The sequence below is a fragment of the Mesorhizobium sp. M0052 genome (assembly GCF_040323255.1).
Taxonomy (GTDB): Bacteria; Pseudomonadota; Alphaproteobacteria; order Rhizobiales; family Rhizobiaceae; genus Mesorhizobium.
Map to the genome: position 1 here is coordinate 1 of NZ_JAMYUS010000006.1, position 17562 is coordinate 17562.

The 17562-nt window shown below is 60.7% G+C and carries 12 protein-coding genes; 2 read left to right on the top strand and 10 right to left on the bottom strand.

Translation table 11 applies throughout. The annotated features are described in order from the left end of the window. Nucleotides 1-218: 218 nt before the first annotated feature. From NKJ77_RS09185 to minC, 6 genes are all read right to left on the bottom strand, one after another. Nucleotides 219-800: a dihydrofolate reductase family protein gene (locus NKJ77_RS09185; RefSeq protein WP_031209893.1), complete on the bottom strand. Its 582-nt coding sequence runs from the start codon at nucleotides 798-800 to the stop codon at nucleotides 219-221. Between the two features lie 165 nt (nucleotides 801-965). Then, nucleotides 966-1502, bottom strand: a complete 537-nt coding sequence (locus tag NKJ77_RS09190; RefSeq protein ID WP_023749880.1) for an SRPBCC family protein — start codon at nucleotides 1500-1502, stop codon at nucleotides 966-968. Then, entirely contained in the window at nucleotides 1499-1930 is a 432-nt protein-coding gene (locus tag NKJ77_RS09195; RefSeq protein WP_050588166.1) for an ArsR/SmtB family transcription factor, read from the bottom strand. The genes NKJ77_RS09190 and NKJ77_RS09195 overlap by 4 nt, the downstream gene beginning before the upstream one ends. 337 nt (nucleotides 1931-2267) lie before the next feature. Next, nucleotides 2268-2540 carry a cell division topological specificity factor MinE gene (gene minE, locus NKJ77_RS09200; protein ID WP_023684809.1) on the bottom strand — a complete coding sequence of 91 codons (273 nt, stop codon included), beginning with the start codon at nucleotides 2538-2540 and terminating at the stop codon, nucleotides 2268-2270. Beyond that, nucleotides 2537-3352, bottom strand: coding sequence for a septum site-determining protein MinD (minD, locus tag NKJ77_RS09205; RefSeq protein WP_023670342.1), 816 nt, complete (start codon nucleotides 3350-3352; stop codon nucleotides 2537-2539). Before minD ends, minE begins: the two co-directional genes overlap by 4 nt. A 49-nt stretch (nucleotides 3353-3401) precedes the next feature. Further along, nucleotides 3402-4229, bottom strand: a complete 828-nt coding sequence (gene minC / locus NKJ77_RS09210) for a septum site-determining protein MinC (RefSeq protein WP_352534977.1) — start codon at nucleotides 4227-4229, stop codon at nucleotides 3402-3404. 273 nt (nucleotides 4230-4502) lie between these two features. On the opposite strand from minC, the gene NKJ77_RS09215 reads away from it, so the two are divergent. Next, on the top strand, nucleotides 4503-9074 hold the full coding sequence (locus NKJ77_RS09215) for an NACHT domain-containing protein (RefSeq protein ID WP_352534979.1): 4572 nt from the start codon (nucleotides 4503-4505) through the stop codon (nucleotides 9072-9074). 218 nt (nucleotides 9075-9292) lie between these two features. On the opposite strand, the gene NKJ77_RS09220 is transcribed toward NKJ77_RS09215, so the two are convergent. The 4 genes from NKJ77_RS09220 to NKJ77_RS09235 all read right to left on the bottom strand — a co-directional run bounded on the left by NKJ77_RS09220 (nucleotide 9293) and on the right by NKJ77_RS09235 (nucleotide 15562). Further along, nucleotides 9293-9610, bottom strand: coding sequence for a DUF2934 domain-containing protein (locus NKJ77_RS09220; protein WP_352534981.1), 318 nt, complete (start codon nucleotides 9608-9610; stop codon nucleotides 9293-9295). Between the two features lie 87 nt (nucleotides 9611-9697). Then, nucleotides 9698-10288 (bottom strand): BA14K family protein, encoded by a 591-nt coding sequence (locus NKJ77_RS09225; RefSeq protein ID WP_023701844.1) that lies wholly within the window; start codon nucleotides 10286-10288, stop codon nucleotides 9698-9700. Nucleotides 10289-10480: 192 nt separating this feature from the next. Continuing rightward, nucleotides 10481-14290: a methionine synthase gene (metH, locus tag NKJ77_RS09230; protein ID WP_352534984.1), complete on the bottom strand. Its 3810-nt coding sequence runs from the start codon at nucleotides 14288-14290 to the stop codon at nucleotides 10481-10483. Nucleotides 14291-14440: 150 nt separating this feature from the next. Beyond that, a complete protein-coding gene (locus NKJ77_RS09235) occupies nucleotides 14441-15562 on the bottom strand; it encodes a KamA family radical SAM protein (protein ID WP_352534986.1) in 1122 nt (373 codons plus the stop codon). Nucleotides 15563-15760: 198 nt separating this feature from the next. On the opposite strand from NKJ77_RS09235, the gene NKJ77_RS09240 reads away from it, so the two are divergent. Further along, nucleotides 15761-17407 (top strand): acyl-CoA synthetase, encoded by a 1647-nt coding sequence (locus tag NKJ77_RS09240; protein WP_352534988.1) that lies wholly within the window; start codon nucleotides 15761-15763, stop codon nucleotides 17405-17407. Nucleotides 17408-17562 lie beyond the last annotated feature (155 nt).

Here is a 17562-nt window from a genome sequence, read left to right on the forward strand (position 1 = left end):
CCCGCCCCCCCCACCCTCCTCCTCTCACCCCCCCGCGGCTGGGGGGGGGTGTTTGTGTGCTCTCCGCCGTGGCGGCGGGGCCCCCCCCGACCGTCCATCACATCCGCCCGATTGCCTGCTTGCCGGAGGCGGCGACCGTGGGTTTCATGAGCGCCTTCCCCCACTCCGTCGCCGCTTCGCGGCGCCACCTCTCCCCTCCGGAGGGAGAGGAAAAGAGGCTAGCTCGCCAGCCGATACACCAGGCTCACACGTCCATCCGAAAGCGCCTCGGCCTTGCGCAGTTCCAGTCCGTGCCGGGCGTGCACCGTGCCGAACAGCGCCTTGCCGTCGCCGGCGAGCAGCGGGTAGACGATGAGCCGCATTTCATCCACTAGCCCCGCCTCGATCAGGCTGGCGGTGAGGCGGGCGCCGCCCATGAGGTAGATGTCCTTGCCGGGCTCGCGCTTCAGCGCCGCGATGTCGTCGAGGCTGCGCAGCAAGCGCGTGGAGGCCCAGGCTGCCGTCGTCATGGTGTTCGACAACACATAGTGCGGGGTTTTCGCGGCAAAGCGCGCCCATTCGAGTTCGGCCGGGTCGACCAGTCTGCCGGTCATCGGCAATGGCTGGTCCGGCTCGTTCTGTTGGATCGCGCTCCAGTAGCGCTCATAACCGGCATACATGACGCCGCCGAGCAGGCAGGCGTCGATCTCAGGCATCAGGCCGTATTCCTCCGACCAGTTGTCGACCCAGTCGGCGAAGCCTTCGGGGCCTTCGATCTTGCCGTCGATGGAGATCTTCATTCCGGTGATCAATTTACGCATGACTTCCTCCTTCGGGCTTGCGGGATGCAAGCACGTTGCCTGGTTTCACTTCCGATGACGCGCCGCGGTATCTGGCGAAGGCGCGTGTTTCGCCGGCCCTTGCGCCGGCATCCGGCGCAAGGGATCGATGGTGCCCGGTTGGACCGGGCGATGCGTTAGGTCAGGTCAGGCCGGCAGGCGCCGGTCGTATTCCGCCACGATACGGCTAAAGCTGTCCCAGAACGGTTCGGGCTTCTCGGCCGCCACGCGGGCAACCAGGAGGTCGAGATGCACGTGCCAGCCTGCGGCATGCATCATCAGGCTCGAGCGGTCCGGCAGGCGGCGGTGGACCAGGGTGAGCAGAACGTCGTCGCCGCGCTGCGCCAATTCGAAGGTGACATTGCCGCTGCCGTTCCAGGTGATGGTGAGCTTGCGCGGCGGATCGCACTCGACGATCTGGTTGTGCATCCGCTGCTCGCCGCCACTGAAGCTGGCCGGCCTGTCGCCGGGCGGATCGGTCAGTTCGTCGTTGCGCCAGACCAGCTCGAAGGAAGAGCCTTCCTCCATCTCCATGTCGCCGGCCGCCAGCCATTTGCGGCGCAGATCGCTCTGCGTCAGATATTCCCAGACGCGCTCCCTGGTTCCGGGCAAAAGCCGTTCGATCCTCAAAGTGGCCGGCTGGATCAGCTGGGCGTAGCCGTCGAAGCTGTTCATCTGGTTCATCGGTCGTCTCCCTTGGAAGGTGTTGGCCTGGGTGATTCCGGCTTCGATGGTTCTGGATTTGCCGGTGCCGGCGTTGTCTGCGCTGCCGGCGTTTTGCGCCCCGCCTCCTCGCGCAAAAGCTGTTCGAGCACATCGAGGCGGCTGTTCCAGAAACGCGCGTATTGGCCGAGCCACTGATAGGCGGTGGCCAGCGGGCGGGCCTCGAGGCGGCAGACATGGGTGCGCCCGCGCACTTCGCGCCGGATCAGCCCGGCATGCTCCAGCGCCTTGATGTGCTTGGAGGCGGCGGCCAGCGACATGGCAAAGGGTTGAGCCAGCTCGCTCACCGTACGCTCGCCGCCGGCGAGGTGGTTAAGCATGTTCCGGCGCGTGGCATCGCCAAGGGCGTGAAAAACCTGGTCCATCTGGGGCGCCTCTAATTCAACCATGTAGTTGAATATAGAGGCGAGATTTTAGATAGTCAACTAGTTGGTTGAATGTTTTTTGGGGAGAGGCGCTGGCCCCCTACCTCCCCCTTGTGGGGAGGTCGGACCGCAGGTCCGGGTGGGGGTGCTTGGCGCAGGCGAGCGCGAGGAGCGCAATCTCCCCCCTCGTGGGGGAGATGTCCGGCAGGACAGAGGGGGGCGCGAAGGATCGCTACGTCTCAGCGAATCCAGATCTTTGGCAAAGCCGTTGCTACATGTAATCGACAGGCCAGCGGGACAGCGCCCCCCTCTGGCCTGCCGGCCATCTCCCCCACAAGGGGGGAGATCAGCAGCTTCAATCTCACCCGGCCATGGCCAGCGGCACTGCGCTCTTGTTGGGGATCTGGATGTCGATCTCCAGCGTCGACATGGTCTCGCCGCGGTCCATCGAGACTTGCAGATAGTCCTGGTCGATCTGCACATGCTTGGCGATCACCGCCATGATCTCCTCGCGCAGGATGGAGACGAGATCGGGCTGGCTGCGGTTGCGGCGCTCATAGGCGAGAAGCACTTGCAGCCGTTCGCGCGCCACCGGCGCGCTGGTGCGCCGCTTGAAGATGTCGAGCAGGTTCATGCCGCCCTCCTTCCCAAAAGACGATCGAGGAAGCCCTTGCGCTCGAAGGGCACGATGACCGGCAGCTGTTCGCCCTCGAGCCGCTTGGCCGCGTCGATGTAAGCCTTGGCAGCGGCATTGAGCGGCTCCGACAGCGTCACCGGCGAACCGAGGTTGGAGGCGCGCAGCACATCCTGGCTCTCGGGAATGATGCCGAGCAGCGGCACCGACAGGATCTCCAGCACATCGTCGATCGACAGCATTTCACCGCGCGCGGCGCGTCCCGCATCATAGCGCGTGACCAGCACATGCTTGGCGATCTGCTCGCCCTCCTCGGCGCGCAAGGTGCGGGAATCGAGCAGGCCGATGATGCGATCGGAATCGCGCACCGACGACACCTCCGGATTGGTGACGATGACCGCCTCGTCGGCAAAGCGCATGGCGAGCTGCGCGCCGCGCTCGATGCCGGCCGGGCTGTCGCAGAAGACATAGTCGAACACCGAGCGCAGCTTGCCGATGACCTCGGCGACGCCCTCCTCGGTCAGCGCATCCTTGTCGCGCGTCTGCGAGGCCGGCAGCAGGAACAGCGTTTCCACCCGCTTGTCGCGGATCAGCGCCTGCGACAGCTTTGCCGAGCCCTGGATGACGTTGACGAGGTCGAACACCACGCGCCGTTCGGCGCCCATGATCAAATCGAGGTTGCGCAAGCCGACATCGAAATCGACCAGCGCCACCTTCTTGCCGGTCTTGGCGACAGCCGCCCCTAGTGCCGCGGTGGAGGTCGTCTTGCCGACGCCCCCCTTGCCCGAGGTGACCACCACTACCTTGCCCATCAATAAAGCCTCCGTTGTTGTTCGTTTTGTCGTTGGTCGGGCGAGCGCATTAGCTGAAAGGGGCGATGCGCAGCATGCCGTTGTCGAGAAATGCCTGCACGGGCTTGCCCCGGACTGACGGGTCCATCTCCTCGGCGGTGCAATACCAGCCATCCACCGACAGAAGCTCGGCCTCGTTCCTGCGGCAGAAGACGCGGGCGGCGGTGTTGCCCTGCGCACCTGCCGAAGCGCGGCCGCGCAGCGTGCCATAGACATGGATCGAGCCGGTGGCGACGATCTCGGAGCCGGAGGCGACGGAGCCGAGCACGATGACATCGCCATGCGGATGGAAGATGAGCTGGCCCGAGCGGATCGGCGAGCGGATCATCAACGTGCCGGCGTCCGGCGTGGCAATCTTGGGGTCATGCGACGGCTTTGCATCGCCCGCAGGTTTCAAATCGCCAGCCTTCAAATCGCCGGCCTCTGCCTTGATGTCACCGGCCGCCTTCATGTCGCTTAAGGCAGTGGCGTCCTCCGCCCTGCCCGCCTTGCGGCTCGGCTGCAGCAGCCCGTCGGTGGTTGCCTCCTTGGCGCCGACCAGCACCGGCGGCAGATGCGCGCCAAACTCTGTGCCGCCATCGAGCTCCATGGCATAGATGCGGATGCCGCGCTGGCCGAGCAGGTCGACCAGCGCTTCGATGGCGACGACATCCGGCTTCAGCACGTTCAGATCGAGCACCACCGGGCGCCCGGCGAAATAGCCCGGCGAGTTGCCGACCCAGCGATCCAGGCTCTCCAGCCACACATCCAACGGCGCCTCCGGCGTCAGCGTGAAAGCGACGAAGGAGCGGGCGCGAAAGCGAATGGATTTGGCCTCGAGGGGAGCGGCAAAGGTCACGGCGGGCGATTCCTTACTGAGAGGTAAACGCTAGCGGTGGTATGGTTAATGAAAGGTTAACGGGAGGGGAGTGAAGGCGGTTGAAACGGACGGCCTTTTGCGAGCCGACGGTCTGCAGCGCATAGGCAATGTCGTCGGAATATTCGACAATCCTTGGCGCAAACTGCCGCATTGCGGTCACGTGGAAATTCGTAGCTAAGCCCGGAAGAATCCTGATAGCTAGGAAAAGAAATTAACTTATTCGTTCGGTCGCCCAAACTGGAATCAGCTGACTTGAATATCCCAGATATTAATTTCCGCAATATCCGCAAACATCGGAGTTCTCAAAACGATGGGTTTGAGGAGCTTACCCGCCAATTGGTGCTCGCAGATCCTCCGGAAAATTATGCGTCAATCGAAAGTCGCGGGCCTGGAGCTGACGGAGGGGTTGAGATACTGGTCAAGTTTACCGACGGTCGTATTTGGGGCTGGCAAACTAAATACTTCCCTGGTTCATTTGCGGCCTCTGAGATTGCACAGCTCAAGAAATCGTTTAGCGCCGCACTAGCGAATTTTCCCAAATTGGAACGTTACTATGTCGCAGTTCCCAGGAATTTCTCAGGGCATGCCGAAGGGGACGATGACACACAGACAAAGAATTGGAACCGCTTCAAGGAATGGTGCGGCCACGAAACTTCCGCGCTAAACAGATCAGTTTCAGTTATCCTTTGGGATGAAAGCTATTTTGTCAGTAAGTTGCAACGCAATGACGCAATATATTCAGGAATGCGGCTTTATTGGTTTGATCAGAATGTTCTGGACATTGATTGGTTCCAACACCAGCTGGCTAGGTCATTTGCTTATATCGGAAAGCGCTATCGCCCCGACGATCATGTCGAAGTCAGAATAGGCAATACGATCCGCGTATTGCGCCGAGATGGTAACTTTGAAGGTCGTTTACTGCGCGTTTCGCAAGGCGTGGCTGGTGCGATAGCCGTCCTTCAATCGCTCGCAAATTCGGATGGCGTGACCGACGCTTTGAAGGAGTATAGCGCGAAATTATCAAAACTTCTTGACGAAGTTAGCCGCTCCTTGGCGGGAAGCGATGGCAGGGATTTATACGCTAGTCAGCTGTCGGAGAATTTGCGCAAAATTGCTGAGATCGACAATCAAGACCCATCGCTGCGAGCCCTGACAAACGCCCAATACGAACAACATGAGAAACTCGATCCGGAGACCGGCAAGACGAAGTACAACTTCGTATACGCTGACGGGGTGCGTGGAAGACTAAGTGATCTCGTTACCAAGATCGGAGAGGCAGCCTCTGAGTTTTCGCCGCCGGAAATCAAATTGCTGCAGCAACCCACTTTGCTGGTGGACGGAGAAGCAGGGATCGGAAAATCTCACCTTCTCGCCAATGAAGTGGAAACGCACCTAGGAAATGGGGCGCCTGCGCTATTTGTTCCGGCCAGGGTCCTAGATCATGGCGACAGACCGGAACAGGATTTGTTGCGGTACCTAGATATCGGCGATCTCAGATTCGAGACCTTCCTAGCAGCGCTCCATAGCGCCGCACTCGCAAATGGCAGTCCGGCTTTCATTGTAATCGACGGCATAAATGAAAGCTTGTTTGCAAGGGGATGGGAAGCCGGCTTGCCGAGCCTCATTGCGCAAATCAAGAAATTCAACCGCATTGCGCTTTGTGTCTCCATCCGCTCCTCCTATCGAGAACTCTGCATACGTCCCGGGTTGAACATTTCCCAGATTTCACATCACGGATTTAGAGGTCATTTAGGAGAGGCGGCAAAAGAATATCTTGACCGAAACGGCATCGAGCGGCCCTCCGCTCCGATATTCGGTTTGAACGAAATCCTCTACAATCCGCTGTTCCTTTCGACTGCTGTGGATTTCATGAAAGCCAAGGGCCTAGTCTCGTTTCCACGAGGCATGGACTCCATTGCAACACTGATATCGTTTTGGCTTGGCGCGGTTGAGCAAAATCTGATCACGAAGGGGTTCGATCGTATTTCCCTAAATGATGGGAAGATTCATCGGATAATGATGAATATTTCGTCGGAGATGGCTGCAACCAGAAGTGAGTACGTCGCATATGAATTAGCGTACAAGATTTGCGAAGATGTTGTTAATCTCGCCTCTCCGGCAAAAGAGAGTGAGCGGCTGTTACCACGTCTGATAGACGAGGGCCTTTTTTTGGACTTCCCCTCGGCCGATTCAGAGAACGGAAAGCGTGTATCTTTTGGATTTCAAAAGTTCGGTGATTACTTCGTTGCTGACGCGATAATTAGAGATTGCAAGACCTTGGAAGGCTTGGCAACAGAACTGAAGGCCAGTGGAAAATTCGAGCATCTTTTTTCGGAGGAACGATTCTATGAGTTTGCCGGGCCGCGCATCGCACTTCTTGCTCTTACTCCTGCCCGGTTTGGGCGAGAACTGCCCTTAATAGAAGAAAATTTTCTTGAAAATGTTCGCATCTCGATAGAAGAATTCGTGTCATCGCTGTCATGGAGACAGGGTAGAGACATATCAGAGGAAACAGTAGGCCTGCTCGAACGGCAGAGGCAGAGAAAAGGAAAAAGGGGACCATCGATAGATGATTCTGAGTGGTTTGACCTACTTCTCGAGATGGCACCATTGTCAGACTGCCCCCTCAATGCATCTTACTTGAAGAAGCAATTAGCGTCATTACCGCTTGGGGAACGAGATGCTAAATGGTCAGTCTATCTGGTCGGGAAAACCGAGACCTCTGACGACGATTGGCCAGCAGTACAGCAACTGATCGACTGGGCCTGGGTTGCTCCAAAATCCGAAATTGAAGCGGAAAAGATTCATCAGGTGGCGACAGCACTCGCTTTGATGACCTCGACCATAGATAGAGAATTACGAGATTGTGCGACCAAGGCTTTGGCAAGCTTGCTCGTTAAGTTCCCCGAAGAGATTTCCATACTGATAGAAGAGTTCTCCGACTGGGACGATCCCTACGTCCGAGAGCGCATCTTGGCCGCCGCTTCGGCTGGTGTCCTCTATTGCGAAGACATAGGGTTTCTGAAAGCCGCCGCGCTCGCAGCCGACCGCATGGTTTTCGGTAAGCGCCCAGTGGAGCGCCACGCTTGGATACGACGCTATGCGCAAATCATCGTCGACCATGCAGCATTTAATAAAGTCGGCGTTGCTGACGAACTGGTATCGAGGTCCGCTCCGCCATATTCGTCAGAGGCTATAACTGACTGGCCGTCTCTGGAGAAGATTGCACCATACCATGAAAGCGCTAGGTCGATCTTCAGCTCAGTTGTCGGCTACATCAGAACACCCTTTGATGGGAAAGCACCTATGATGGCCGGAGACTTCGGTCGTTATACCATGGGCGGAATTGACAACAGTTTCTCGGCGGTTGCTCGGGGAGAACACCCCCCGCTGACTCGCAAGGAGGAGATACGACTCTTCTGGAGCAAGGTTGCGGTCCTCGGCCCAAGCGCTAAAAAAACCCATGCCGAACTCGCCCGATTATCTGATCAGCAGGAAGTGAACAGGTTCTCAGATTTTATGGAATCTGAAGATACCAACCAAGAAAATAATGGAAAGTTTCTTGAAGAGCTTTACGCGGAGACCGAGGGTTCACTTTTAAAATTATTACCCGAGGAACTAGAGGAAGAATACCAACGCCTTGAGCCGCTATCCAGATTCAGAGAGAATGGAATACCGATGTTTCCGCTCTTGAAGGGTCAATGTTGGGTTTTCAGTCGAACGCTAGAACTTGGTTGGCAGCAATCTCTACACGAGGAGATCGAAACGAAGCGCTTGAGGTACTCTCATGGTAGGCATGACCATCAGGTGGAGAGAATTGGGAAAAAGTACCAGCACATCGCGTTTGCCGAGCTAGTTGGCTATCTTGCTGACCACCATTGGTATGTCGACTGGGAGAAGAAACCGAGCGCTCTAATTCTGCTTGAGAATTTCGAACGTGCAGATATCGATGCCACGTATTTGAGCGGCTCATTTAGCAAGCCCGCTGAGACCTACATGCCGAAAGTAATGCGTGTACCGGACATGGCTTTTGTTCCTGGCAGCCCCGAAAGTAATAAGGCTTGGACAAAAAATTTGGACGATATTCCGCACCCGTCACAATTTCTCATGCAATTCGATGAGGGCGGGCAACAATGGTGTTTACATCGTAGCTTTCGCAGAAGCCCCGATTACATGAAAGGCTTTGAGTCGGGTGATCCATTCAGAAGCGCCCAGTATGGGATAGAACTCATTCTCGTCCATCAGGCAGACTTGGGCAAATTGGTGAAATTGACAACCAAAATCTTAAATAAGAATAGCCATGACGTGTTCGATGGCGGTTGGTCTGCACCCTCTCTCTTCGGCCAGCGGAGTTTCAGACACCAAGCTTCGACTCCGACGTTTTCTTTGCCGTATGAAGTAGCGAATTTCAAATTTGGGCGAATAGCCGAGGGCTTTTCACCCAAATATAGCGAATTCGATAGGAGTGGTGTTTCAGGAGAGACAGATTTCTCGACGCCTCATCCCGCATTGCTTGGGGAACTGAAGCTCCGACCCAAGGATGGGTGGTCGAATTTCTTTGTAACGGAGGACGGATCTCCTGCATTCTCTGATGCTCCAGAATTTTTAGCTGGTATTGCGGTTATTCGAAGCGATCTCATCGAGAAGTTTGCGAACAGCCACGATTTGAAGGTCGTTTGGAGGGTTTGGGTCGAAAAAGATGGTGGCTTAGGAACCAATCATCTCGGAGCGAGAGATGATCAGTTTGCGCGTAACGACTTTATTGGCTTCTATTTCAAAGAAGATGGCGAGTGGCGAGGAAAATTGATCCCATTTCGAACTTAGATCTTTTTTGCCTCACCCGCGCGCAAATGAGCTATCTTTTGTTAGCCGCCCTCACCTCTCGTCGATCCACTTAAAATACTGTGCCCTGCTTAGTTCTGCTTCTACCGTTACGCAAGCGTGGCAAAAAATTGCGGTGCTTGCCAATTTTATCGTCTTCCTTGCGCGAATAGAGGCAGTATCTTCCACTTTGAGTTTGCGGATCATCGCTCCCTACCTGATCAGGATTTCACCCGCCTTTTGTTCGCAATCCCCCGCGCCGCCTGCTCCACCGCGGCGCGGTCCGTGCCCAGCCTGTCGATCAGCTCCTGCGCCTCATCGCCCGATATGCCGGTGCGCACGGCGAGTTCCTCGACGGTCAGGACGTCGGTGCTGGCGATCTCGCGCGGCAGGGCGTCGTCGGCGGTCAGCGGCAGGGCTGCTTCGCGGTCGATCTCGGCCTCGGCCCGGTGCCAGTGGTGCTCGGGGTCGCCAGTGCCTTCGCGCTCCCAGATCTGGTAGGCGCGCTGCTGTATCTTGTGATGCCGGTCGTCTTCCATGGTGGTTCCTCCCCTGGGCTTTGAGGACGATCCGGACGATCCCAGAAATCGCGCGGTCGCAATCGTTGGCGGCGCCCTTCGCGCTGGCTACTCGCATTGCCGTCTCGGCCCGCCGGAATATGGCTGGTAGCTGTTGTCTTCCGGACGGTAGGAGCGATAGCGGCTGAAGCAGGAGGCGACATGGTCCGGTTCGCCGCCGGCAGCCGCGTAGGCGCCCGCGCCCTCGACGTAGCTTGCCTCTCGCGGCGCGACGCGGTCGGCGGCGAGATAGGGCGATACGCAGGTGCGCTGCTGTCCGCTATAGGACATGTAGCTGTTGTCGTCGGGATCGTAGGAGCGGTATCGGCTGGCGCACCAGGCGAGATGCGGCGGCGGCAGTTCGGTCCGCGCGATGGCGCCGGTGACTGTGGGATCGGGCTGCTGCCTGGCCGGGTCCTGGGCTGGCTCCTTGGCGGCGATGTCGGCAGGCGCGGACTGCTCGGGCGGCACACGTTCGAAGTCCTGCGCCGTCTTGTCCACCGGCCGCGCTTTCCGGGTCCACAGTTCCGCCACGCTAACGGTGGGCCTTGCCTCCCGCACAGGCTTGGCGGCAAGCAGCCAGGCTGCGAAAACCAGCCCGCTGCCGAACACCGCAAGGGTCAGCACGAAGCCGCCGACCAGTCCCAAAATCGCTTTCACTCGACACTCCTTGTGTCCCTGCCAATAAAATGCGGGACATCACGGCTTGTTCCAGAAAAGCAGGCGCGAGGGACCTAAGTCTGACCGACCGACAACCGGCAGCTCGCCGAGAACCGGGTGCGGCGCGATTTTTTTCGACGGTGAAAAATCAAGGGAGCGGTCGAGCAGCCATTGGGCAAGATCACGTCCCGGCTATTCCGCCGCCTCGGCATAATCCACGGGCACATAGTTGAGGATCGGCCCAAGCCAGCGCTCGGCATCTGCCAGCGGCATGGCTTTACGCCGCGCATAGTCCTCGACCTGGTCGCGTTCGACCTTGGCGACACCGAAATAATAGCTTTCGGGATGGGCGAGATAGATGCCGGAGACCGATGAACCCGGCCACATCGCATAGCTCTCGGTCAGGCTGACGCCGGCATTGCGCTCACCATCCAGCAGTTGGAACAAGGTCGCCTTCTCGGTATGGTCGGGCTGCGCGGGATAGCCGGGCGCGGGGCGGATGCCGCGATAGGGCTCGCCGATCAGTTCATCCGGCGCCAGCGTCTCGTCGGCGGCGTAACCCCAGAATTCCTTGCGCACCTTCTCGTGCATGCGCTCGGCGAAAGCTTCGGCGAAACGGTCGGCCAGCGCCTTGACCATGATCGAGGAATAATCGTCATTGGCGCGCTCGAAGCGCTCTGATATCGCCACCTCCTCGATCCCCGCGGTGACGATGAAGCCGCCGATATAGTCCGACTTGCCGCTGTCGGCCGGCGCGACGAAATCCGACAGCGCGACATTGGCCTTGCCGTCGCGCCTGGTCAGCTGCTGGCGCAGCGTGAAGAAGGTTGCCAGTTCCTGCGAGCGTGCCTCATCCGTGAACAGCCTGATGTCGTCGCCGACGGCGTTCGCCGGCCAGAAGCCGATGACGGCGCGCGGCGCGAACCATTTTTCCGCGATGATCTTTTTCAGCATCGCCTGCGCATCCTCGAACAGCTGGCGCGCCGCCGGTCCCTGCCTCTCGTCGTCGAGGATCTTGGGGTAACGCCCCTTCAGCTCCCAGGTCTGGAAGAACGGCGTCCAGTCGATGTAGCGCGAGAGCTCAGTCAGGTCCCAGTTCTCGAACACTTTCACGCCGGTGAAGGACGGCTTCGGCGGTTCATAGGCGGACCAGTCCACCCTGTGCGCATTGGCCCTGGCCTTTGCCAGCGGCAGCCGCTGCTTGTCGGCCTCGGAGCGGGCATGCGCGTCGGCGACCTTTTCGTACTCGGCCCGCACTGTGTCGACGTAGCCGCCCTTGGTCTCGTTCGACAGCAAGGACGAGACGACGCCGACGGCGCGACTGGCGTCATTGACATAGACCGTCTGTCCCTTGGAATAGCGCGGGTGGATCTTCACCGCCGTGTGCACGCGGCTGGTGGTGGCGCCGCCGATCAGCAGCGGAATGTCGAAGCCTTCACGCTCCATCTCGGCGGCCATGTGCACCATCTCGTCCAGCGACGGGGTGATCAGGCCGGACAGGCCGATGATGTCGACATTTTGCTCACGCGCCGTCTGCAGGATCTTTGCCGCCGGCACCATGACGCCGAGATCGATGATCTCGTAATTGTTGCAGGCCAGGACGACGCCGACGATGTTCTTGCCGATGTCGTGGACATCGCCCTTCACCGTCGCCATCAGGATTTTGCCGGCCGTCTGGCGCTCGCCATTGTCGATCCCATTGGCGGCATTCGCCAGTTTTTCCGCCTCCATGTGCGGCAGCAATCCGGCCACCGCCTGCTTCATCACGCGCGCCGACTTCACCACTTGCGGCAGGAACATCTTTCCAGCGCCGAACAGATCGCCGACGACATTCATGCCGGCCATCAGCGGGCCTTCGATGACATGCAGAGGCCGCTCGGCCGCATGCCGCGCCTCTTCGGTGTCGGCGTCGATGAATTCGGTGATGCCGTTGACCAGCGCATGCGAAATGCGCTGCTCGACCGTCCAGTCGCGCCAGGCGAGATCGCGCTCCCTGGCTTCCTTGCCGGCCGTGCCCTTGAAGCGTTCGGCGATCTCCAGCATGCGTTCGGTGGCGGTGCCGCCGGCCCTGGGCGCGCGGTTGAGCACGACATCCTCGCACGCCTCGCGCAGTCCCGGTTCGATCGTGTCGTAGACGGCGAGCTGGCCGGCATTGACGATGCCCATATCCATGCCGCGCTGGATGGCATGGTAGAGGAACACCGCGTGCATCGCCTCGCGCACCGGCTCGTTGCCGCGGAACGAGAAGGACAGGTTCGAGACGCCGCCCGAGATATGGACATGCGGCAGCGTGGCGGTGATCTCGCCGGCGGCCTCGATGAAGTCGACGCCGTAATTGTCGTGCTCCTCGATGCCGGTGGCGACCGCGAAGACATTGGGGTCGAAGACGATGTCTTCGGGCGGGAAACCGGCCTGTTCGGTGAGCAGCTTGTAGGCGCGGGTGCAGATCTCGACCTTGCGCGCCCTGGTGTCGGCCTGACCGGCCTCGTCGAAGGCCATGACGACCACGGCCGCGCCATAGGCGCGCACCAGCTTCGCGTGATGCAGAAAGGCTTCCTCGCCTTCCTTCATCGAGATGGAATTGACCAGCGGCTTGCCCTGCACGCATTTAAGCCCGGCCTCGATGATCTCCCATTTCGAGGAGTCCACCATCACCGGGACCCGCGCGATGTCAGGCTCGGCGGCGATCAGGTTTAGATACTCGACCATCGCCTTCTTCGAATCGATCAGGCCTTCATCCATGTTGATGTCGATGATCTGTGCGCCATTGGCGACCTGGTCGCGCGCCACGTCGAGCGCCGGAACATAGTCGCCCGCCGTGATCAGCTTTCGGAACCTGGCCGAGCCGGTGACGTTGGTGCGCTCGCCGACATTGACGAAGGGGATCTCGTCGGTCAGCGTGAACGGCTCCAACCCGGACAGGCGCATCTTGCGCTCGATCTCGGGAATTGCGCGCGGCGGATACTTTTTGACAGCCTCGGCAATCGCCCGGATGTGCTCCGGCGTCGAGCCGCAGCAGCCGCCGACGACGTTGACGAGCCCTTCCCGCGCAAAATCCTCGATCTGCGCGGCCATGAAGTCCGGGCTCTCGTCATAGCGTCCGAATTCATTGGGCAGGCCGGCATTCGGATACGCGCAGACGAAGGTGTCGGCGACGCCCGATATTTCAGCCAGATGCGCGCGCATGGCGTTGGCGCCGAGCGCGCAGTTGAGGCCGATGGTGAAGGGGCTCGCATGGCGCACCGAATGCCAGAAGGCGGTCGGCGTCTGGCCCGACAGCGTGCGGCCGGAGAGATCGGTGATGGTGCCCGAAATCATCACCGGCAGGCGCACGCCCTTTTCGAGGAAAATCTCGTTGCAGGCAAAGATCGCCGCCTTGGCGTTCAGCGTATCGAAGATGGTCTCGATGAGAATGATGTCGGCGCCACCGTCGACCAGGCCGCGCAACTGCTCGCCATAAGCCAGGCGCAATTCATCGAAGGTCACCGCGCGGTAGCCGGGATTGTTGACGTCGGGCGACATCGAGGCGGTGCGGTTGGTCGGCCCGAGCGCGCCGGCGACGAAGCGCCGCTTGCCGTCCTCCTGCTGTGCCCTCGCCGCTGCCCGACGCACCAGTCGCGCGCCGTCCCGGTTCAGCGCGTAGACGGCATCCTCCATGCCGTAATCGGCCTGGGCGATCGAGGTCGAGGAGAAGGTGTTGGTCTCGAGGATATCGGCGCCAGCGATGGCGTATTGATAATGGATTTCCTCGATCGCCTTCGGCTGCGTCAGGATCAAGAGGTCGTTGTTGCCCTGCTGGTGGCAGGCGCAGCCGGCGAATGCCTCGCCGCGAAAATGCTCCTCGTCGAAACCGAGACCCTGAATCTGCGTGCCCATGGCGCCGTCGAGGATGAGAATGCGCTCGCGCGCCGCCGCGGTGAGCGCCGCAAGCACTTCGGACCCATCGGGTCTGGCCGCGACGGGGCCGAACAATGCGTCCAGCGATGCAGAATTCTGCGACATTTTTTATCCTTGAGGCGACAACCATCACATAAGGATATCTTTATGTCAACATACGGAATGCAGGCGAACGCGTAGTGGCGAGAGTTTGGTGCGATGGTCATCCCGATCGACAATGTGACGGCCGCGGTCATTGTCGCCGCTGGGCCGTGCCTACACCACCACGTCCCGATATACCCTCACCTCGCCATCCTGGCCGCGGATGCGCCAATCCTGCCCTTCCCGCCCCTCGACATGGCATGGCCCGAGCGGCACCTTGCCGCCGCCTTCCGGCAGGTCCAGCACATAGACCGGATTGCAGATGCCCGACAGGCGGGCGCGCAGCGCGCCGGCCAGCGCCTGTCCCTGCGCAATCGTGGTGCGCCTGTGCGCCATGCCGCGCGCGAGGTCGCCGTGGTGCAGGTAATAGGGTTTGACGCCGAGCCGGTACATCAGTTCGCGGCAGAGTTCCTCCAGCACCTCGACCGTGTCGTTGACGCCCTTGAGCAGGACGCTCTGGTTGAGCAGCACGAAGCCTGCCTGGCGCATGGCGCGGCAGGCCAATTCGGTGGCCGGCGTGATCTCCCGCGCATGGTTGAAATGGGTGACGATTGTGACCATCAGCCGGCCCTGCAAGGCGTGAACCAGCCCCGGCGTGATGCGCGCGGGCAGCACGACAGGCACGCGCGTGTGGATGCGCAGCAGCCTGACATGCGCGATCGCCTCGATGCGGGCGCGGATTTCGGCCAGCGCCTTGTCCGGCAGCGACAGCGGATCGCCGCCGGTCAGGATCACCTCGCGGATTTCGGTATGGCCTTCGATATAGGCAAAGGCGTCTTCGAGCGCTTCTCGCGTATAGCCGCGGCCGATCGAGGTCAGGGATTCCTTGCGGAAGCAGAAACGGCAATAGACCGCGCATTGGTAGGTCGCAAACAACAGCACCCGGTCGGCGTGGCGGTGCGTCAGTCGCGGCACCGGACTGAAGGCATGGTCGGCGATCGGATCGTCGAGCTCGCCTTCTGTTTCCGTCAGCTCATCCGGCGATGGAATGACCTGGGCGCGGATCGGATCGGCGGGATCGTTCCAGTCGATCAGGTCGAGATAGGTTTTGGGGGCACGCACCTTGTGGCGTACGGCCGCCTCCTGCGCCGCCGCGTGCTCGGCGGGTGACAGCGGCAGCGAGGCGAGATCGCGGACGTGGCGCACACCGGCGCGGATGTCGTCCTGCCACGCGGTGTCGGCGTCGCGTCCTTCGTCGGCTGTGGCCGCGTCATCGAAAGTTGAGTTTGGGATCATTGGGGCCTCGGGGCAATTCTGGCGGTGCTATCGGCCGGATGGATGGTTCGGTCAACAGCAGTGGCTCGGCGCGGATTGTCGCTGCGCTGCGGTCCTTCGCATCCCCCGACTATCGCCGTAATCGACCAGCGCAGCAATTTCAGGCAATCTGACCGATAAGGCGCTCCAAGGGGAGGGCGCCGCTTAGGGAGGACCGCGATGAGCAAAATGCCGCGCTATGAGGATGCCGCTCAGCGCTTTCGCATCGAAGATGAGATCGCGCGGTTGTATGGCAACCCTGGAACCGGCATCAATGCCTATGTCGAATGCTGCGGCCGCTACACCGGAGAAGACCGGCTGGCGCTGCGCGCGATCTCGGCCGGCGGCGAGCTTCGCGAATTCAGCTTCGACGATCTCGCCGACATGTCCGGGCGCGCCGCCAATGTGCTCAAGGCCGCCGGCGTCGGTGCCGGCGATGTCGTCGCCGGCATGCTGCCGCGCGTCCCCGAACTGGTGGCGCTGATCCTCGGGACGTGGCGCATCGGCGCGGTCTACCAGCCGCTGTTCACCGCCTTCGGTCCGAAAGCCATCGAGCACCGCCTCGGCTATAGCGGCGCCAGGATCGTGGTGACCAACCCGGCCAATCGCGGCAAGCTCGACGAGGTCGAGACATCAGCGCAAATCGCCACCATCCTTGGCAATGGCGATGTGCTACCTGCAGGCGACATCGATTTCCGCGCCGCGCTTGGCACCGCCTCGCCCGACTGCCAGCCGGAGATGCGCAAGGGCGACGATTTGTTCATGATGATGTCGACGTCGGGAACGACCGGCCTGCCCAAGGGCGTCCCGGTGCCGCTCCGCGCCCTGCTCGCCTTCGGCGCCTATATGCGTGACGCGATCGGCTTGCTGCCCGACGACATCTTCTGGAACATCGCCGACCCCGGCTGGGCCTACGGCCTCTATTACGCCATCACCGGCCCGTTGCAGCTCGGCATCGCCACGACCTTCCATGAAGGCGCCTTCAACGCCAAGAGCACTTACGACATCATCGAGCGGCTCGGCGTCACCAGCCTTGCCGGCTCGCCGACCGCCTATCGCCTGCTGATGGCGGAAGGCGCGGAAGCTGCGGCCCGTGTCAAAGGCAGACTGCGCGTGGTGAGCAGCGCCGGCGAGCCGCTCAACCCGGAAGTCATCCGCTGGTTCGACGCAAATCTCGCCGCGCCCATTCACGACCATTACGGCCAGACCGAGAACGGCATGATGGTCAACAACCATCATGGGCTCTCGCATGTCGTGCGCGCGGGCTCGGCCGGCTTCGCCATGCCCGGATATCGCATGGTGGTACTGGACGAGGCCGGCAACGAGCTCGGCCCCAACCAGCCCGGCATCCTCGCCGTCGACATCGCGAAGTCGCCGCTGCGCTGGTTCGACGGCTATCACCAAGCCGAGACGCCGGCGACCACGGGCGGCTACTACCGCACCGGCGACACGGTGGAGTACGAGCCGGACGGTTCGGTTTCCTTCATCGGCCGCGCCGACGATGTCATCACCTCGGCCGGTTATCGCATCGGCCCGTTCGACGTCGAAAGCGCGTTGATCGAGCATCCGGCGGTCAACGAGGCGGCTGTCGTCGGCGTGCCCGATCCGCAGCGCACCGAGATCGTCAAGGCCTTCGTCGTTCTGGCGCCGGCTTACAAGGGCAATTCGGAGCTCGCCGAAGAGCTGGCCCAGCACGTCAAGAAACGGCTGTCGGCGCACGCCTACCCGCGCGAGGTCGAGTTCATCACGGAACTGCCGAAGACCCCAAGCGGCAAGATCCAGCGCTTCCTGCTGAGGAAGGCGGAGGTGGAGAAGCGCAAGGCGTGATTAGGCGCCAATCTCCCCCCTCGAGGGGGAGATGTCGCCTAAGGCTAAAGAGGGGGGCGTTGCGCGTGAAGCGCTAACGTCGTCTCGCGCTGCAAAAGGAGTCAGCGCTTCACGCGCGGCGACCCCCTCTGGCCTGCCGGCCATCTCCCCCTCAT